Annotated in this window: 14 protein-coding genes and 3 rRNA genes (1 of these 17 running past the window's edge); 4 read left to right on the top strand and 13 right to left on the bottom strand. The window is 65.8% G+C overall.

The window, feature by feature from the left end:
* Positions 1-7: 7 nt before the first annotated feature.
* From ROV95_RS04760 to ROV95_RS04740, 5 genes are all read right to left on the bottom strand, one after another.
* Positions 8-598 carry a cytochrome c oxidase assembly protein gene (locus tag ROV95_RS04760; RefSeq protein WP_151355094.1) on the bottom strand — a complete coding sequence of 197 codons (591 nt, stop codon included), beginning with the start codon at positions 596-598 and terminating at the stop codon, positions 8-10.
* A complete protein-coding gene (locus ROV95_RS04755; RefSeq protein WP_021202929.1) occupies positions 595-744 on the bottom strand; it encodes a hypothetical protein in 150 nt (49 codons plus the stop codon). The genes ROV95_RS04760 and ROV95_RS04755 overlap by 4 nt, the downstream gene beginning before the upstream one ends.
* Positions 745-821: 77 nt before the next feature.
* On the bottom strand, positions 822-2429 hold the full coding sequence (gene ctaD, locus ROV95_RS04750) for a cytochrome c oxidase subunit I (RefSeq protein ID WP_005407790.1): 1608 nt from the start codon (positions 2427-2429) through the stop codon (positions 822-824).
* Between the two features lie 59 nt (positions 2430-2488).
* Positions 2489-3445, bottom strand: coding sequence for a cytochrome c oxidase subunit II (gene coxB / locus ROV95_RS04745; RefSeq protein ID WP_312543269.1), 957 nt, complete (start codon positions 3443-3445; stop codon positions 2489-2491).
* 11 nt (positions 3446-3456) lie between these two features.
* Complete coding sequence (locus ROV95_RS04740; protein WP_021202927.1) at positions 3457-3933, bottom strand: DUF2244 domain-containing protein; 477 nt, start codon at positions 3931-3933, stop codon at positions 3457-3459.
* A gap of 274 nt (positions 3934-4207) precedes the next feature.
* Between ROV95_RS04740 and putA the strand changes: the two genes are divergently transcribed.
* Positions 4208-7426 carry a bifunctional proline dehydrogenase/L-glutamate gamma-semialdehyde dehydrogenase PutA gene (gene putA / locus ROV95_RS04735; protein WP_005414998.1) on the top strand — a complete coding sequence of 1073 codons (3219 nt, stop codon included), beginning with the start codon at positions 4208-4210 and terminating at the stop codon, positions 7424-7426.
* A 118-nt stretch (positions 7427-7544) separates the two neighbouring features.
* On the opposite strand, the gene pnuC is transcribed toward putA, so the two are convergent.
* The gene (gene pnuC, locus ROV95_RS04730) at positions 7545-8144 is read right to left on the bottom strand and encodes a nicotinamide riboside transporter PnuC (protein WP_019662228.1); all 600 of its coding nucleotides are present in this window, start codon (positions 8142-8144) and stop codon (positions 7545-7547) included.
* Positions 8145-8278: 134 nt separating this feature from the next.
* A complete protein-coding gene (locus ROV95_RS04725) occupies positions 8279-9706 on the bottom strand; it encodes an outer membrane protein transport protein (protein WP_019662229.1) in 1428 nt (475 codons plus the stop codon).
* Positions 9707-9933: 227 nt separating this feature from the next.
* Here ROV95_RS04725 and ROV95_RS04720 point away from each other — a divergent pair, with 227 nt between their 5' ends.
* Entirely contained in the window at positions 9934-10626 is a 693-nt protein-coding gene (locus tag ROV95_RS04720; RefSeq protein WP_019662230.1) for a rhomboid family intramembrane serine protease, read from the top strand.
* Positions 10627-10743: 117 nt separating this feature from the next.
* Here the strand turns inward: ROV95_RS04720 and ROV95_RS04715 are convergent, their stop codons facing one another.
* From ROV95_RS04715 to ROV95_RS04705, 3 genes are all read right to left on the bottom strand, one after another.
* Positions 10744-11154, bottom strand: a complete 411-nt coding sequence (locus ROV95_RS04715; protein ID WP_005414993.1) for a hypothetical protein — start codon at positions 11152-11154, stop codon at positions 10744-10746.
* Between the two features lie 83 nt (positions 11155-11237).
* Complete coding sequence (locus tag ROV95_RS04710; RefSeq protein ID WP_111102234.1) at positions 11238-12686, bottom strand: S41 family peptidase; 1449 nt, start codon at positions 12684-12686, stop codon at positions 11238-11240.
* A gap of 107 nt (positions 12687-12793) precedes the next feature.
* Positions 12794-14032 carry a peptidoglycan DD-metalloendopeptidase family protein gene (locus ROV95_RS04705; protein WP_258014327.1) on the bottom strand — a complete coding sequence of 413 codons (1239 nt, stop codon included), beginning with the start codon at positions 14030-14032 and terminating at the stop codon, positions 12794-12796.
* Positions 14033-14190: 158 nt separating this feature from the next.
* Here ROV95_RS04705 and ROV95_RS04700 point away from each other — a divergent pair, with 158 nt between their 5' ends.
* Both ROV95_RS04700 and ROV95_RS04695 read left to right on the top strand, forming a co-directional pair.
* Entirely contained in the window at positions 14191-14853 is a 663-nt protein-coding gene (locus ROV95_RS04700) for a hypothetical protein (RefSeq protein ID WP_312543267.1), read from the top strand.
* A gap of 86 nt (positions 14854-14939) precedes the next feature.
* Positions 14940-16655, top strand: a complete 1716-nt coding sequence (locus tag ROV95_RS04695) for a M28 family metallopeptidase (protein ID WP_171953307.1) — start codon at positions 14940-14942, stop codon at positions 16653-16655.
* Between the two features lie 259 nt (positions 16656-16914).
* Here the strand turns inward: ROV95_RS04695 and rrf (ROV95_RS04690) are convergent.
* From rrf (ROV95_RS04690) to ROV95_RS04680, 3 genes are all read right to left on the bottom strand, one after another.
* Positions 16915-17029: ribosomal RNA gene (gene rrf, locus ROV95_RS04690) — 5S ribosomal RNA — on the bottom strand.
* A 132-nt stretch (positions 17030-17161) separates the two neighbouring features.
* A 5S ribosomal RNA gene (rrf, locus tag ROV95_RS04685) occupies positions 17162-17276 on the bottom strand.
* Between the two features lie 127 nt (positions 17277-17403).
* Positions 17404-17971, bottom strand: a 23S ribosomal RNA gene (locus ROV95_RS04680) (it continues 2306 nt past the right edge of the window).

Below are 17971 nucleotides of genomic sequence, written 5' to 3'. Positions count from 1 at the left end.
ATCCGGGTCAGGGTGCGGCGTGCGCGCCTTCCGAGGTGGCGGCCGGGGCCAGCCGATCGGACAGCGCGTCGTTGCGGTAGAAGGTGTAGGACAAGGTGATCGTCTTGATCTCCGGCGGCAGGTCCGGATCGACGATGAAACGCACCGGCATGTCGCGCTTCTCGCCGGCCTGCAGCGTCTGCGCGGTGAAACAGAAACATTCGGTCTTGCTGAAGAAGCCCGAGGCACGCGCCGGCGCCACCGAAGGCACCGCACTGCCGACCACCGCCTGCTGGCTGTCGTTGCGGGCGAAGTACAGCGCCTCGTTGAGTTCGCCGGGCACCACATCCATGGTCAGCTGCTCGGGATGGAACGACCACGGCAGGCGCGAATTGACGCCGCCATCGAACTCCACCCGCACGGTGCGCTTGCCAGCTGCAGCACCCGTACTGGCTTCACCACCCGGGCCGCGTTCCAGGCGCACGCCGAATACCTTTTCGCAGGCAATGCGGTACAGCGGCACCAGCGAGAAGGTCAGCAGGAACACCGCCACTGCCACGCCGATCAGGCGCGGCAGCCCGGCACTGGGTGACCGCGTGCTGGCCGGTGCCTCGCTCATCGGCCGATCACCCCGCTGAGGATGAAGCCGACGTAGACCAGCACCGCGATGGCGCCCACCCACATCGCCGTGCGCCTGGCGCGCTGGCGCTGCTGTTCGATGCCGTTTTCCGGGGCGTCGCCCGGGCTGTTGTAGAGCCGAGCCATGCTCGGCTGCTCCACGTCAGCCGAGCATGACTCGGCTCTACAGGTCTGCAGTGGGCTCTCGTTATGCATGCCCCACCTCAATGCGTGATGTCGTCATGCGCCAGATCGCCCGGGCGGATGGTCGGCGGCGTGGTGAAGGTGTGCGCCGGTGCCGGCGACGGCAGCGTCCACTCCAGCCCGCGTGCACCTTCCCAGCTGCGTGCTTCGGCCTTCTCACCGTTGCGCAGCGACGACAGCAGGATCGCGGCCATCATGAACGGGGTGACGAACATGCCGAACGCACCGATCGAGCTGATCAGGTTCCAGTCGGCAAACGCCACGCTGTAGTCGGGAATGCGGCGCGGCATGCCGGCCAGGCCGAGGAAATGCTGCGGGAAGAACAACAGGTTGACGAACACGATCGACCACCAGAAGTGCACCTTGGCCCACTTCTCGCTGTACATGCGTCCGGTCCACTTCGGCCACCAGTAGTACACCGCCGCGATCAGCGCGAACACTGCGCCGGTCACCAGCACGTAGTGGAAATGCGCAACCACGAAGTAGGTGTCGTGGTACTGGAAGTCGGCCGCCACGATGGCCAGCATCAGGCCGGAGAAGCCACCGATGGTGAACAGGATGACGAAGGCCACCGACCACAGCATCGGCGCCTCGAACGTCAGCGAGCCCCGCCACATGGTGCTGACCCAGTTGAACACCTTCACCCCGGTCGGGATCGAGATCAGCATGGTGGCGAACATGAAGTAGATCTCGCCGCCCAGCGGCATGCCCACGGTGAACATGTGGTGGGCCCAGACGATGAACGACAGGAACGCGATCGCGGCGGTCGCGTACACCATCGCCTGGTAGCCGAACAGCGGCTTGCGGCTGAAGGTCGGGATGATCTCGCTGACCACGCCGAAGGCGGGCAGGATCATGATGTAGACCTCGGGATGGCCGAAGAACCAGAAGATGTGCTGGTACATCACCGGGTCACCGCCACCGGCGGCATTGAAGAAGCTGGTGCCGAAGAACTTGTCGGTCAGCAGCATGGTCACCGCACCGGCCAGCACCGGCATCACCGCGATCAGCAGGAAAGCGGTGATCAGCCAGGCCCAGCAGAAGATCGGCATCTTCAGCAGGTCGATGCCCGGCGCGCGCATGTTGAGCACGGTGGCGATGATGTTGATCGCACCCATGATCGAGCTGATACCGGCCACGTGGATGGCGAACACGCTGAAGGCCACGTTGTAGCCGCCCTGCAGCGACAGCGGCGGGTACAGCGTCCAGCCGCCGGCCGGTGCACCACCGGGCAGGAACAGCGTCAGCAGCAGCAGGCTGAAGGCCACCGGCAGCAGCCAGAACGACCAGTTGTTCATGCGCGGCAGCGCCATGTCCGGCGCGCCGATCTGCAGCGGGATCATCCAGTTGGCAAGGCCGACGAACGCCGGCATCACGCCACCGAAGATCATCACCAGCGCATGCACGGTCGTCATCTGGTTGAAGAACTCGGGCTTGACGAACTGCAGGCCCGGCTGCGCCAGCTCGGCGCGGATCACCACGCTCATCGCCGCGCCGATGATGAACATGATGAAGCTGAAACCCAGGTACAGCGTCCCGATGTCCTTGTGGTTGGTCGAGAAGAACCAACGCTCGAAGAAACTCTGGTGGTGATGGTGATCGTCGTGCCCAACTGCCGAGTGCGCCATTGCAAAACACCTCTCAGAATCGGTTGTCACCACGGCCGCGAGCGGCCGCGGGCTTTACATCACGCGCCGCTGGCCGCAACCGCAGGTGCGCTGCCGGCTTCGGCAGCAGCAGGTGCCGCCGGTGCTTCGCCCGCAGGGGCAGCCGGTTCTGCAGGTGCCGCAGGGGGGGCGGGCTCGGCCGGCGGTGCAGGCTTGCGCTGCGCCAGCCACTGCTTGAAGTCCTCCTTGGACACCGCCTCGACCACGATCGGCATGAAGCCGTGGTCCTTGCCACACAGCTCGGCGCATTGGCCGCGATACACCCCGGGCTGCTCGATGCTGGTCCAGGCTTCATTGATGAAGCCGGGGATCGCGTCCTGCTTCCAGCCCAGCGCCGGCACCCACCAGGCGTGGATCACATCATCGGAAGTGATGACGAAGCGGACCTTGGTATCGACCGGCAGCACCAGCCGGTTGTCGACGTCCAGCAGGTAATGCGGATGGCTTTCGCGGGTCGGCACGATGCCACTCTGCCGCACGCGGTCGGACTCGCGATCCAGGCGGCTGGTGAAGGTGACGTTCTCGCCGAGGTATTCGTATTTCCACATCCACTGGTAGCCGGTGACCTTCACCGTCATCTCGGCATCGCGGGTGTCGTACATCTTGATCAGGTTGGCGGTGGCCGGCCAGGCCATCACGATCAGGATGATCACCGGGATCACCGTCCAGATGATCTCGGCCTTGGTGTTATGGCTGAAGGTGGCGGCGACAGCGCCCTTGGATTTGCGGAACTTGAAGATGGCATAGGCCATCGCGCCGAACACGATGACGCCGATCACCGTGCAGATGATCAACGAGAGATTGTTCGATTCCCAGGCCAGGCGCGAGGTCTGGGTCACCCCCTTGCCCATGTTCAGCTGCCACGGCTTCGGATCGGCCGCCTGGGCCCAGGCCAACGCCGGCATCAGTCCCCCGGTCGCCAGCACTGCGGCAACCGCGTTCACGCACTTCGTGCCCCACCTGCTGCTTTGCTTCATTGCCTAGACCCTTAGCGTCGTCGGTTGCCGCCATCGCTGGCGGCGAGCAAGCTTTCAAGTGTCTCTGCAAGCGTCTGACGTTCGGCCGGCGCGAGGAAACTCCCCACCTCCACCTGCCGGCCGCTGGACGCCAGCCGGACCCTCTCATCGTCGGTGAGCAGGCGCACCCAATGCGGGTGGGCCCGGAACACCGGCGATCCACCGGGTACGGGGATGACCTCCACGTACGCCGGCACTACCCGGATCTCCTCCTGCCGTTCACCGCTGCGCCACAAGGCACGCAGCGCCGCCGCCAGCACCAGGCTGTACAGCAGCGCGAACAGGGGGGCGAATGCATTGCCGGCCCACCACCCGAGGGCGGACACCAGCCACATCGCACCCGACAACACGGTGAACAACAGGACGAACTGCCGGGCATCGAGCGCCCGTGGGGGACGCAGCCGCAGCTGCGTACCTGACCCATCCGGAGCTGGAAGCACCTCGATCATGTCGCAACCGCGTTCCTGCCGCGGGAAACGTCTCGATGGTAGCCCCGCCCTCTCGCCGGTAGCAAGGGTGCATTCACACTTTTTCCGATGCTGCAACACAGCATGCGGTCGGCGGCACGGATGACGAATTCAGCACAAATATCGCCGGGTTTGCTGAACACGCCGAATCCACCACCGTTAGTGGCTATCAGCCCTTCATGAAGGTGTCTGCGTGGCACTTCCGAAGGCCGCAAAAATGATTAAAATCGCCAAGTTTTCCACTGGCCGGACCGGCATGAACGCACCTTCCTCCTCCCCTGCCGCCCACGACGCCCCGCGTCCGGGCGCGCTGCTGTCGCCGGAACTGCCGGCGCCCCCCAACCCGTTCCGCCAGGCCATCACCGATGCCTGGTTGAAGGACGAGGCCAGCCACGTCCGCGAGCTGCTGGCGCAGGCGCGCCTGCCCGCCGAGGAACAGGCCAGGGTGCAGGCGCTGGCCGCCGACCTGGTCGGCCGCGTGCGCGTGCGTGCCAAGGACCAGGGCGCGATCGAAGCCTTCATGCGCCAGTACGACCTGGGCAGCGAAGAAGGCGTGCTGCTGATGTGCGTGGCCGAAGCGCTGCTGCGTATTCCGGACCAGGACACCGCCGACAAGCTGATCCGCGACAAGCTGGCCGATGCCGACTGGGAAAAGCACCTGGGCGGCAGCGACTCGGTGCTGGTCAATGCCTCCACCTGGGGCCTGATGCTGACCGGCAAGCTGGTGCAGATGAACGACGCCACGCGCGCCGATGCGCCCAGCGCATTCAAGCGCCTGGTCGGCCGCGTCGGTGAGCCGGTGGTGCGCCTGGCCGTGCGCCAGGCGATGAAGATCATGGGCCACCAGTTCGTCATGGGCCGCACCATCAGCGAAGCGCTGGCGCGCTCGCACAAGGGCGACAACGCCAGCTACCGCTACTCGTTCGACATGCTCGGCGAAGGCGCGCTGACCATGAAGGACGCGCTGCGCTACCTGGAAGACTACCGTCGTGCGATCCACGCCATCGGCGGCGATCACAAGGCCCGCGGTGGCCGTCCGGACGGCGACGTCAACAACGCGCCGGGCATCTCGATCAAGCTGTCGGCGCTGTACCCGCGCTACGAGCACGCCAAGCGCGAGCGCGTGCTGAAGGACCTGGTGCCGGGCGTGCTGGAACTGGCACAGCTGGCCAAGAGCTACGGCATCGGCTGCACCGTCGACGCCGAAGAGTCCGACCGCCTGGAACTGTCGCTGGACATCATCGAGCAGGTGTTCTCCGACGCCTCGCTGGCTGGCTGGGATGGCTTCGGCGTGGTCGTGCAGGCCTACCAGAAGCGCACGCCGTACACGATCGACCACCTGGCCGACATGGCACGCCGTGCCGGTCGCCGCCTGCAGGTGCGCCTGGTCAAGGGCGCCTACTGGGATGCCGAGATCAAGCGCGCGCAGATCGAAGGCTACCCGGGCTACCCGGTGTTCACCCGCAAGCAGAACACCGATGTGTCCTACCTGGCCTGCGCCAAGCGGCTGTTCACCCATGCGGACGCGATCTACCCGATGTTCGCCACGCACAACGCGCACACCATCGCGGCCGTGCGCAGCATCGCCAACGGCGGCGTGTACGAGCACCAGAAGCTGCACGGCATGGGCGACGACCTGTACGCCGAAGTGGTGCCGGCCGACCGCTTGAACCTGCCCTGCCGCGTGTACGCCCCGGTCGGTTCGCACGAAGACCTGCTGCCGTACCTGGTGCGCCGCCTGCTGGAAAACGGTGCCAACTCCAGCTTCGTCAACCGCATCACCGACGAGCGCGTGCCGATCGCCGACCTGATCCGCGATCCGGTCGAGATGGTCGCCTCGTTCGAATCGATTCCGCATCCCAAGATCCCGCTGCCGGTTGACCTGCTGCGCAGCCAGAACCACGACAGGAAGAACTCCATGGGCGCCAACCTCGCCAACGACAACGAACTGCGCGCCCTGGCCGAGCAGCTCAACGCCGCCGTGAAGCCGTGGCAGGCCTCGCCGCTGGTACCGGGTGCCAACCCGGCCGGCGCCGCGCTGCCGGTGACCAACCCGGCCGACACCCGCGAAGTGGTCGGCCAGTGGCTGGCCGCCGATGCCGCCACCGTGCAGAAGGCCCTGGCCAACGCCGTGGCCGCACAACCGGCCTGGAACCGCACCCCGGCCGCCAGCCGCGCCGCCATCCTCGAACACGCCGCTGACCAGCTGGAAGCGCGCATGCCGGAGTTCATGGCGCTGTGCGTGAAGGAAGCCGGCAAGAGCCTGCCCGACAGCATCGCCGAAGTGCGCGAAGCCGTGGATTTCCTGCGCTACTACGCCAAGCAGGCGCGCGAGCAGTTCAGCCACGCCGAGAAGCTGCCCAGCCCGACCGGTGAATCCAACGAGCTGCAGCTGCACGGCCGCGGCGTGTTCGTCTGCATCAGCCCGTGGAACTTCCCGCTGGCGATCTTCCTGGGCCAGGTCGCCGCCGCACTGGCCGCCGGCAACAGCGTGATCGCCAAGCCGGCCGAGCAGACCAACCTGATCGGCTACTACGCGGTGAAGCTGCTGCACGACGCCGGCGTGCCGGCCGAGGTGGTGCAGTTCCTGCCGGGCGACGGTGCCACCGTCGGTGCCGCGCTGACCGCCGACCCGCGCGTGGCCGGCGTGGCCTTCACCGGCTCCACCGAGACCGCGCGTGCGATCAACCGCGCGATGGCTGCACGTGACGCCGCCATCGGTGTGCTGATTGCCGAGACCGGCGGCCAGAATGCCTTCATCGCCGATTCCTCGGCGCTGCCGGAACAGCTGGTCAAGGACGCGATCGGTTCGGCCTTCACCTCCGCCGGCCAGCGCTGCTCGGCCGCGCGCGTGCTGTTCGTGCAGGACGACATCGCCGACAAGGTGATGACCATGCTGGCCGGCGCGATGAAGGAACTGAAGGTCGGCAACCCGGGCCTGCTGTCCACCGACGTCGGCCCGGTGATCGACGCAGATGCGCTGAAGATCCTGCAGGACCACGCTGAGCGCATGGACCGCGAAGCGCGCCTGATCGCCGCCGCCGAGCTGTCCGCCGAAACGGCGCACGGCACCTTCTTCGCGCCGCGCGCATACGAACTGAAGGACCTGGGCCAGCTGCAGAAGGAAGTCTTCGGTCCGGTCCTGCACGTGATCCGCTGGAAGGGCGACCAGCTCGACGCGGTGATCGACCAGATCAACGCTACTGGCTACGGCCTGACCCTGGGCGTGCATTCGCGCATCGACGAAACCGTTGACCGCATCAGCAATGGCGTCCATGTCGGCAACGTGTACGTCAACCGCAACCAGATCGGTGCAGTGGTCGGCGTGCAGCCGTTCGGCGGCCAGGGCCTGTCCGGCACCGGCCCGAAGGCCGGCGGCCCGCACTACCTGCTGCGCTTTGCCACCGAAAAGACGGTGACGGTGAACACCACCGCCGCCGGCGGCAACGCCTCGCTGCTGACCCTGGGCGACTGATCGCCTGCTTGGTGCGGTAAACAAGAAACCCCGCGAATGCGGGGTTTCTTGTGTTTTGCTTCCTGTAGCGCCGGGCCCATGCTCGGCTTTTCCGGCGCAGCCGAGCGTGGGCTCGGCTCTACAGGAATTCAGGTGCCGTCGTGGCCTCGGCCCGCATCAGATTGCGCCAGTGCCCGAGAGCAACAAGTGCATTGACCCAGAAACCGATGTACAGGATCGAGGTCAGGTGCAGGCCACGGCTGTAGTACAGCGGCACTGCAACGGTGTTTACCAGCAGCCAGACCCACCACGACTCCAGCTTGCGCCGCATCATCAGGATCTGCGCGATCACGCTCAGCACCAGTACCGCCGAATCGATGTACGGCGCATAGGCATTGGTCAGTCGGGTCAGCATCCAGCCGTAGCCGAAGGTGGCCACTACCGCCAGCGGCGCCAGCCAGGCCCAGGCACGCGGCCGCAATGAAGTAATCGGCAACGGCGCACCATGATCGCCGCGCAGCCACTGCCACCAGCCCAGCACGCTGATCGCGATGAAGAAGAACTGCAGCACCATGTCCGCGTACAGGTGCGAGCGTTCGAACACGGCAGCAAACAATGCACAGCCGACGATGCCCAGCCACCAGGTGTGCACGTTGTTGCGGCCGGCCAACAGGATCGAGCCGGCGACGGCGATGTTGGCGGCCAGCTCCAGCTGGAAGCTCGGGTCGGACAGGTTCATCGCACCATTGTCGCGTAGATCCGCGCCCTGCGTCGTCGGACCAATAGATCCATGCCATGCGTGGATACCCTCCGCAAAAAGAAAGCCCCGCTTGCGCGGGGCTCTCCTCGTGCTGCTTCAGGCAATCGCCCGGATCAGAACTTGTACTGCATCGACGCCGCCAGCACGTCGCCGCTCACCTTGTACTTGCCGGTCACGGTGTTGGCAGTGGCCGAGGTCGAGGTGATGTTCGGATCCTTGGTGAACAGGTGGGTGTAACCCACGCTGTATTCCATCTTGTCCGAAGCGGCGTAGGTCAGGCCCAGCGACAGCCACTTGCGGGTGGTGTCCGGCACGCGCACGTCACGGTGGGCGTCGGTGGTCGGGGTCTGGTCGTAGGCCAGGCCGCCACGCAGGGTCAGCTTGTCGTTCACGCGGAAATCGGTACCGATCGACGCGAAGGTGGTGTCGCGGTAGTGGAACGGCAGCACGCTGTCCGGCTGGTTGGAGTCATAGTCGACGGTGACCTGGTCGAACTTGCTCCACGCCGTGCGCGTGACCTCGGCCATGATCTGCCACTGGTCGTTCACGCGATGGGTGAAGCCCATGGTGGCGCTGGCCGGCAGGGTGATGGTGGCGCGGCCGTTGCTGTCGATGAAGGTACCCGGGGCGGCAGTGGCCAGGAAGGCGGCAGCGTTCTGCGGGATGGTGAAGTCGGCCTTGCCGTCGGTGATCTTGTGCTCGACCTTCGAGCGGTAGCTGAAGGCGATGTTGGTGCCTTCCACCGGGGTGACCGTCATGCCCAGGGTGTAGCCGACCGACACTTCGTCGCCCTTGATGCGCAGGTAGCCATCGGCGGTGCCCGGCGAGAAGCCGAGCTGGGCGGCCTGGCGTGCAGCCGCCTGCGACGCCGCCGCAGCCTGGGCTGCGGTGCCGCCTGCAGCCAGCACACGCGCCGCAGCGGTGCGCTGGGCCGTGGCGTTGATCGCGGTGCCGGTATCGACAGCGCTGGTCAGGTCGACGTTCAGGCGCTCGGCGAACACCGAAGCACCGAACGACAGGTACGGGTTGACGTCATAGGAGAACGCCACGCCCAGGTCGATGGCCTGCAGCTCGGTCTTGACGCCGTTGTAGCGGCCGACCCAGTCGCGGTCGTATTCGGTCTTGAAGCCGAACGGCACGGTCAGCGATGCACCGAAGTGCATGTTGTCGTTCTCGCCGAACGGCACGTGGAAGTACGCGGCCGGAACCGGGGCGATCATGCCGGCGTCGCCGCCGTTGCCACCGGAAATCGGCGCGCCGTTGCCGTACTGGCCCTGGCCGCGGAACTTGGCGCCGAAGCTGATGGCGCTGACGTCGCCCTGGACCAGGGTGCCGTCGAGCAGGCGCATGGAGGCCGGGTTGGTGGCGATGACCGAGGCGTCACCTTCGGTCGAGGTGGAGCCGGCGAACGCGCGGCCCAGGCCCTTGGCGCTGTTTTCCTTCAGCTGGAAGGCGGCAGCATTGGCATCGGCGGCGGCCAGCGCACCGGCAACGCCGACGGCCAGCAGGGTCAGTCGGGCAATGGTGGAAGCGGTTTGCATCGTAGTTCTCTCTCTCCGGTAAGCGGTGATGGTGCTCTGAGTGCGCCTGCGCCCGCCAGGTCCTGGGACCCATCGGAGCGCGCCGGATTCCCCTCCCGACATACGACGCCGTATGCGAGTATTACCCAGAGCCGTTAATGAAACAATAACGGTGCGGTCGGTTTTCTCGTCTCGAAAGCTGAACAGGACAATCCCCGCCGCAAGCGCCCGCACGCTAGGCTAGTGCCATGTTCGTCTCCCTCCCGTCCCGCAAGAAGGCGGCCCTGCGCTGGGCCACGCCCGTGCTGTTTGCGGCACTGTGGTTGGCGTTCCTGTGGTCGATCTCGCGGCCGGACGATGCCCGCGGCAGCCTCTGGCTGGACTGGGGCGCCCTGTCCACCGGCCTGACCCACCCGCTGGACTGGTGGGCGACCCTGCAGGACGGCAGCGTGCTGCGCCTGTTCACCGCCCTGTTCCTGCACGCCGACTGGTCACATCTGCTGGGCAACCTGGTGTTCCTGCTGATCTTCGGCCTGCCCGCCGAGCGGGTGCTGGGGCCGTGGCGGCTGCTGCTGCTGTTCCTGGTCGGCGGCGCAGTGTCGAACCTGGTCGCGATCTACACCATGGGCAGCCCGGACCAGATCATCATCGGCGCCAGCGGCGCGGTGTCAGCGCTGATCGGCGCCTATCTGGCCCTGTTCCCAGGCGCGCGGCTGGGCGTGGTGATCCCGCTCGGCCTGTTCCTGGAGTTCGTGCGCGCGCCGGCCTATCTGTTGATCGGCGTCTGGGCGGCACTGCAGGTGGTGTTCGCCCACATCGGCCCCAGCTTCGGCATGGTGGCCTGGTGGGCGCACATCGGCGGCTTCGTGTTCGGCGTGGTGTACGGGGTCTACGTGCGGGCTGCGATCGCGCGCCGACTGCGCAAGCGCCACGGCTTCTGACGCCGGGTAGTGCCGGCCGCTGGCCGGCTCCACGCTCACCGGCCGGTTCGTAGCGTCGAGCGTGCTCGACTCCTCCATCGATATGGATCTGCTCCGTCCGCGATGATGCTGAATGCGTCACTCGCGACTGACCACCAACGTGTTGTGGTGGGTATCGAACAGCAGCGTAGCGCCGTCATCCAGCACCACGAAGTACTCAAAGAACGGCAACTCGCCGAGCAAAGGAATCAGTTCACTTGCCTGCAGAGTCCAGATCGGCCACGGCAATGCGCGCTCATCTGACGCTACCAAGCAGATTTCGCCGTTCACTTCCGCCAGCAGTTTCGCCAAGCAGGAAAGGCCTTCATCGCTGCCGTCGTATAGGATCGTCTGATCAGCCGACGCTTTGCCGGTCCACCAATAGACGAGGCACGGATCAATTCCATGGCGACTCGCCAAGGATTCCAGCAAGCCAGTGGCACGGTCAATCGGCAGCGGATCGCGACCAAGCAGTTGGCTGATCGTGGTCGCGAGGTTCGAATCATCCATGGACCGATTCTATCGGGCGACACCTCGGCTGCGCCGCCTTCCGGATGAACGGGGCGTCCGCCGGGCACGGCCCGGCGCTACCGTCAGGGCTTGGCCGGGGCCGGTGCGGGCTTTGCTTCCGGCTTTGCTTCCGGCTTAGGTTCGACCTTCGCTTCCGGCTTCGCCGCAGCGGCCTTCGCGGTCTTGGCGGCATCCGCCTTCTCGGCCTCGGCCTTCAACCGTACAGCCACCGAACCGGGGTTCTTCAGCTCGGCCAGCGCGTCGTTGATCGGGCCGTCGCCCGGCAGCACCGCACCGGCGTGGTAGCCCTCGGTGCCTTCGTCGTCGCCGCGCAGATGGCCTGGCAGGGTGGCTTCGCTGTAATCGCTCAGGCTGGCCGGCAGGGCATCCTCCGCCGACGTAGCGGCGGGCTTCAACTCAACATCCGGCACGATGCCGGTGGCCTGGATCGACTTGCCGCTGGGCGTGTAATAGCGCGCGGTGGTCAGCTTCACCGAATCACCGTTGTCTAGCGGCAACACGGTCTGCACCGAGCCCTTGCCAAAGGTGCGGCTGCCAACCACTCGGGCGCGCTTGTTGTCGCGCAGCGCGCCGGCGAGCACTTCCGAGGCACTGGCCGAACCGGCATCGGCCAGTACCACCACCGGTGCACCCTTCAGCAGGTCGCCTGGGGTCGCGTCGAATCGGGCATCGCTGATGCTGATGCGGCCACGGGTGCTGACGATGTTGCCCTTGTCGAGCAGATCGTCGGCTACCTGCACGGCGGCCGTCAGCAGGCCACCCGGATTGCTGCGCAGATCCAGCACCAGGCCCTTGAGCTGGCCACCGGACTGCTTCTGCAGCTGCTGCACGTGCTTCTGGAAGTCCGAGCCGGTATCGGCCTGGAAGGTGCTCAGGCGGATGTAGCCATAGCCGGGTTCCAGCAGGCGGCTGCGCACGCTGGTCACGCGGATGGTCTGGCGGGTGAGGCTGACATCGAACGGCTTCGGCTTGCCTTCGCGCACGATGGTCAGCACCACCTTGCTGCCGGCCGGGCCGCGCAGCGGTTCACTCGCATCGATGGCGCTGATCGGCTTGCCGTCGATGGCGATGATCAAATCGCCGGCAAGGATGCCGGCCTTGGCTGCCGGCGTGTCGTCGATCGGCGCGATCACCTTCATGCTGGCGTTGTCCGGCTGCTGCTGCAGCTCCACGCCGATGCCCTCGTAGGCACCGTTGGCCTGCTCGTCGAAAGCCTGCGCGTCTTCCTTGTTGAAGTAGGTGCTGTGCGGATCAAGGTCGAGCAGCAGGCCACGCACGGCTGACTGCATCAGCTTCTTGTCATCGACCGGGTCGACATAGGCGGCGCGCACCGCGTTGTACACGGCCACGAACCGGCGGATTTCCTCCAGCGGCACCTTCGAGGTCACCGCCTCCTCGCTGTTCGCTGCCTGCCCGCTGGTTTCCTGGCTTGGGGCAGGCGCGGTCTGCTGCGCCCAGGACAGCGCTGGCAACAGGGCCAGCAAGAGGGTGGCGGTACGGGCTGCGCGCATGGATCACTCCTGTCGACGGTGGCATGGTGCCCAAGGCACATGCACCGATTATGCGCGAAGCACAGCTAAATTCCCGTTGAATCCGGCCCGTGCGTAACGAGCCGGGTTCAGCGCCGCTGCAGCCAGCTGTCCGGGTTGACCGGCTGCCCGCCACGACGCAGCTCGAAGTACAGCGCGGTGACACCTTGGCCACCCGAATTGCCGACCTTGGCCACTGCATCACCGCGGCTGACCCGCGCACCGGCATCCTTCAGCAGGGTGTCGTTGTGCGCGTACAGGCTCATGTAGCCGTTGCCGTGGTCGACGATCAGGATCATGCCGTAGCCGGTCATCCAGTCGGAGAACACCACGGTGCCATCAGCCACGGCGGTGACCGTGCTGCCAGCCGGTGCGCCGATCAGCACGCCACTGCTGGTGCGGCCATCGGGCAGCTTGCCGCCATAGCGGGCCAGCAGGTTGCCGGACAACGGCCAGCCCAGGCCGCCCACCTTCGGCGCCGGTGCCGATGCGACCGCAGGCGGCACCTTGGTCGGTGGCGGTGGCGGCCGGCCCTGTGCGGCGGCTTGGCGTGCAGCACGTTCGGCGGCGGCCTTCTCCGCTGCCGCACGGCGTGCAGCCGCGCGGCGCTCGGCCTCGGCACGGGCAGCGGCCGCTCGCAGGTTGGCCAGCAATGTTTCCAGCGCCTTGGCGTCCTGGCCCAGCGCCTGTTCCTTCTCGCGCTGGTCCTTGAAGCGCTCTTCCAGCGAGGCAACGGTCTTTGCGCGATCGCGGCGGTCCGCTTCCAGGGCGGCTGCCTGCTGTTTCTGGTCCTGCTGCGTCCCCTGCAGCTTCTGCTTGCGCTCGGCGATCTGCGCCTGCAGTGCTTCCAGTTCCTTCAGGTCGGCGGTCAGCGTGGTGATCCGCTGCGCACGCTCGCGCTGCAGGTAGCGATGGTAGGCCAGGGCGCGGTTGGCATCGGCCACCGTGTCTTGCGACAGCAGCAGCTTCAGCGGTGCGTGGTTGCCCAGCTGATACGCCGCGCGCAACAGCCCGGCCAGTTCGCGGTGCTGCTGGGCCAGGTTGCCCTGCAGCGTGCTGCGGCGCTGCTCGGCTTCGGCCAGGGCGCGGCCCTGCTCGCGCAGCGCGGCTTCCGTCTGCGCAAGGGCACGGCCGGTGCGGGCTACCTTCTCGTCGGCCTCGCGCAGCTGCCGCGATGCCTGCCCGCGCTGGCCCTCGATCTGCCGTCGCTCCTGCGCCACGCCCTTCAGTTCGGTACGCAGTTTCTGCAGCTTGCGCTCGGTCTCGCGGGTGGTCTGCGCACCGCTGGGCAGCGGCAGGGCCAGCGCAAACGCCAGCCCCAGCAGCAGGCAGCGACCGCCGCGGGCAGCGGCGATGTGATGTCGGCGTGATGGGAAGACGTTGTCGCGCAAGGGCTTTCCAGTGACTTCAGGCAGTTGCGGGGGCTACCGGGGAATGGTGACATCTCCGCACGCGGCCTGCCAGCCGCACTTCCATCGAGGTCGCCATGAAAATTCTTTCCATTCCGCTGCTGTTGGGCGTACTGCTGGCCACCGGGCCGGTCTGTGCGCAGGAGAACATCAGCAAGGTCAACGGCAGCATCAGCGCCGAACCCGGCCAGCGCTACGGCAAGCTGGACACCGTCAACGGTGGCATCCGCGTCGGCGAAGGCGTCGAGACCGGCAGCATCGACACCGTCAACGGCGGGGTCAAGGTCGCCGACGGCGCGCGCACCGGCAAGATCGAAACGGTCAACGGCGGCGTACGCCTGGGCCGCGAAGTGGTCGCCAGCGGCGGCGTCAGCACCGTCAACGGCAGCATCTTCACCGATCGCGGCAGCCAGGTCGAAGGCGGTGTCGAGACCGTCAATGGTGGCATCGGCCTGGTCGAAAGCCGCGTCGGCAAGGATGTGGAGACCGTCAACGGTGACATCACCGTCGGTATCGGTTCGCAGGTCAACGGCGGCGTGCATGTGCGCAAGCCGAACTTCAGTGTCTCGCTGACCGCCAGCCGCAAGCCGCGTGTGATCATCGGCCCGAATGCCGTGGTCAAGGGTCCACTGCAGTTCGAACGCGAGGTGGTGCTGTACGTGCATCGCACTGCGCGCATCGGCCCGGTCACCGGCGCCGAGCCGATCCCGTTCGACACCGAAACCGCTCCCGCGGACTGAGCGCACCGCGCCTTCGGGTTCGGTGATACTCGCTGACACCGGTCGTGCACGACGCGCGGCCGCCCTTTGTTACCCAGGAATCGACGATGCCCCGCAAACTCCTCCTGTGCCTGGCCGCTGCGGCCGCGCTCAGTGCCTGCAAAGGCGAAGACACTCCGGCGCCCGCGCCGGCCACCGATACCGCAGCTGCCAAGCCGGCCGCGCATGCGTTCTCCCCGGAGATCAATGCCGGCGACTTCGCCGAGATGGTCAAGACCCTGGCTTCGGATGAGTTCGAAGGCCGCGCGCCGGGCAGCAAGGGCGAAGAACTGACGGTCAACTACATCCGCGACCAGATGCAGCGCATCGGCCTGCAGCCCGGCAACGGCGACAGCTGGTTCCAGGATGTACCGATGACCGAGACCACGGCCGACGAATCGACCGTGCTGAAGATCACCCAGGGCGGCAAGACCACCGAGCTGAAGTTCGGCACCGACATGGTGGTGGGGACTCGTACCGGCCAGGCCGAGGTGAAGGTCGATGCCAGCGACCTGGTGTTCGTCGGCTATGGCGTCGATGCGCCGGAGCAGAAGTGGAACGACTACGCCGGCCAGGACTGGAAGGGCAAGACCGTCGTGATGTTCGTCAACGATCCGGGCTTCCATATCGACGACGAGAAGCTGTTCGACGGCAAGCGCATGACCTACTACGGCCGCTGGACGTACAAGTTCGAGGAGGCTGCCCGCAAGGGGGCCGCTGCCGCGCTGATCGTGCACGACACCGCCGGCGCGTCCTACGGCTGGGACGTGGTGAAGAATTCCTGGGCGGGCCCGCAGTACGACCTGCCGGCCAAGGATGACCCGGAAGCCCGTATTCCGGTGCAGGGCTGGCTGAGTGCCGACGCGGCCAAGGCGCTGTTTGCCGGAGCCGGCCTGGACCTGGCGCAGGCCTACAAGGATGCCAGCAAGCGCGGTTTCAAGCCGGTGCCGCTGAAGGCCACCGCTGCGGTCGACCTGAAGAGCCAGATCGCACAGAAGCAGTCGCGCAACGTGGTGGGTGTGTTGCCGGGTAGCAAGCGCGCTGACGAGGCGGTGCTGTACATGGCGCACTGGGATCACCTGGGCAAGCATGAGGGCGAGACCGGCGACAACATCTACAACGGCGCCGTCGATAATGCGACCGGCGTCGCCGGTATTCTCGAAGTGGCCGAAGCCATGGCGCACCAGGATCCGAAGCCGGAGCGCTCGGTGGTGTTCCTGGCGGTGACCCTGGAAGAATCCGGCCTGCTGGGTTCGAAGTACTACGTTGCCCATCCGACTTTCCCGCTGGACAAGATTGCTGGCGTGATCAACATCGACGCGATGTCAGTGGCCGGCCGTGCCAAGGACGTGACCGTCACCGGCTTCGGCAGTTCGGAGCTGGAGGACATCCTCAAGCCGCTGGCCGCTGCCCAGGACCGCACGCTGCATGGTGAGACGTCGGTGCAGAGCGGCTTCTACTTCCGCTCGGACCACTTCAACTTCGCCAAAGCCGGCGTGCCGGCCCTGTACGCCGATGGCGGCGAGGACCTGCGCGAGGGCGGCGTTGACGCTGGCCGCAAGGCCGCAGCCGACTACGGCGCCAACCGTTACCACGGCCCGAAGGACGAGTTCGACGCGGCCACCTGGAAGCTGGACGGTACCGTCGAAGACCTTCAGTTGATGTACGGCGTGGGCAAGGAACTGGCCGGTGGCGATCGTTGGCCGAACTGGTACGAAGGCAACCCGTTCAAGGCTGCCCGCGACGCGATGATGAAGGACAAGGCTGCGGCCGCTGCAAAGTAGGGTCGAGCCATGCTCGACTGAACATCGTTGAGGTCAAAGCGGCGCCCCGGGGGGCGCCGCTTTTTTTGTACGCTCTGCCATTGGTGGGTGCCAACCTCGGTTGGCACCGCCTTCCGTGGGGACCATCTTACCCACGCATGGCATGAATCTACCGGGCGATGTAACGCCATCGGGTTGCCGGCCAGCGGCCGGCACTACCGGCGTTTGCTACGCACAAAGAAAAACCCCGCTGCGTAAGCAGCGGGGTTTTGGGTGTAAACCCTGGCGATGACCTACTCTCGCATGGCTTGAGCCACACTACCATCGGCGCAGCTGCGTTTCACTTCCGAGTTCGGGATGGGATCGGGTGGTGCCACAGCGCTAATTTCACCAGGGAGACGGTTGCAGCAGCGCTTGCAGCGCCAGCTCGCGATTTTGCCCTTGGGGCGGAAGGAACCCGGAAAACGCAGTGCCTTCACTTATAAAGAAAAACCCCGCTGCGTAAGCAGCGGGGTTTTGGGTGTAAACCCTGGCGATGACCTACTCTCGCATGGCTTGAGCCACACTACCATCGGCGCAGCTGCGTTTCACTTCCGAGTTCGGGATGGGATCGGGTGGTTCCACAGCGCTAATTTCACCAGGGAGGCGGTTGGAGCGTCGCCATCCGGTACAGCTGGATAAGGCGCCTGCCTCTCGTAGTTCTTGTGACGTAGCGTGCACTTGGATGCTCTTACGACGCTGTCGTAAAGCCAAGGCAACTTGAGGTTATATGGTCAAGCCGCACGGATCATTAGTATCAGTTAGCTCAATACATTGCTGTACTTACACACCTGACCTATCAACCACGTAGTCTACATGGTTCCTTCAGGGGGCTTGTGCCCCGGGAGATCTCATCTTGAGGCGCGCTTCCCGCTTAGATGCTTTCAGCGGTTATCGCTTCCGAACATAGCTACCCGGCAATGCCACTGGCGTGACAACCGGAACACCAGAGGTTCGTCCACTCCGGTCCTCTCGTACTAGGAGCAGCCCCTCTCAAATCTCCAACGCCCATGGCAGATAGGGACCGAACTGTCTCACGACGTTCTGAACCCAGCTCGCGTACCACTTTAAATGGCGAACAGCCATACCCTTGGGACCGACTACAGCCCCAGGATGTGATGAGCCGACATCGAGGTGCCAAACACCGCCGTCGATATGAACTCTTGGGCGGTATCAGCCTGTTATCCCCGGAGTACCTTTTATCCGTTGAGCGATGGCCCTTCCATACAGAACCACCGGATCACTAAGTCCTAGTTTCCTACCTGCTTGATCCGTCGATCTTGCAGTCAAGCACGCTT

It is taken from the genome of Stenotrophomonas maltophilia group sp. msm1 (assembly GCF_032025805.1).
Taxonomy (GTDB): Bacteria; Pseudomonadota; Gammaproteobacteria; order Xanthomonadales; family Xanthomonadaceae; genus Stenotrophomonas; species Stenotrophomonas hibiscicola.
This window is presented reverse-complemented; position numbering and strand designations above follow the sequence as displayed.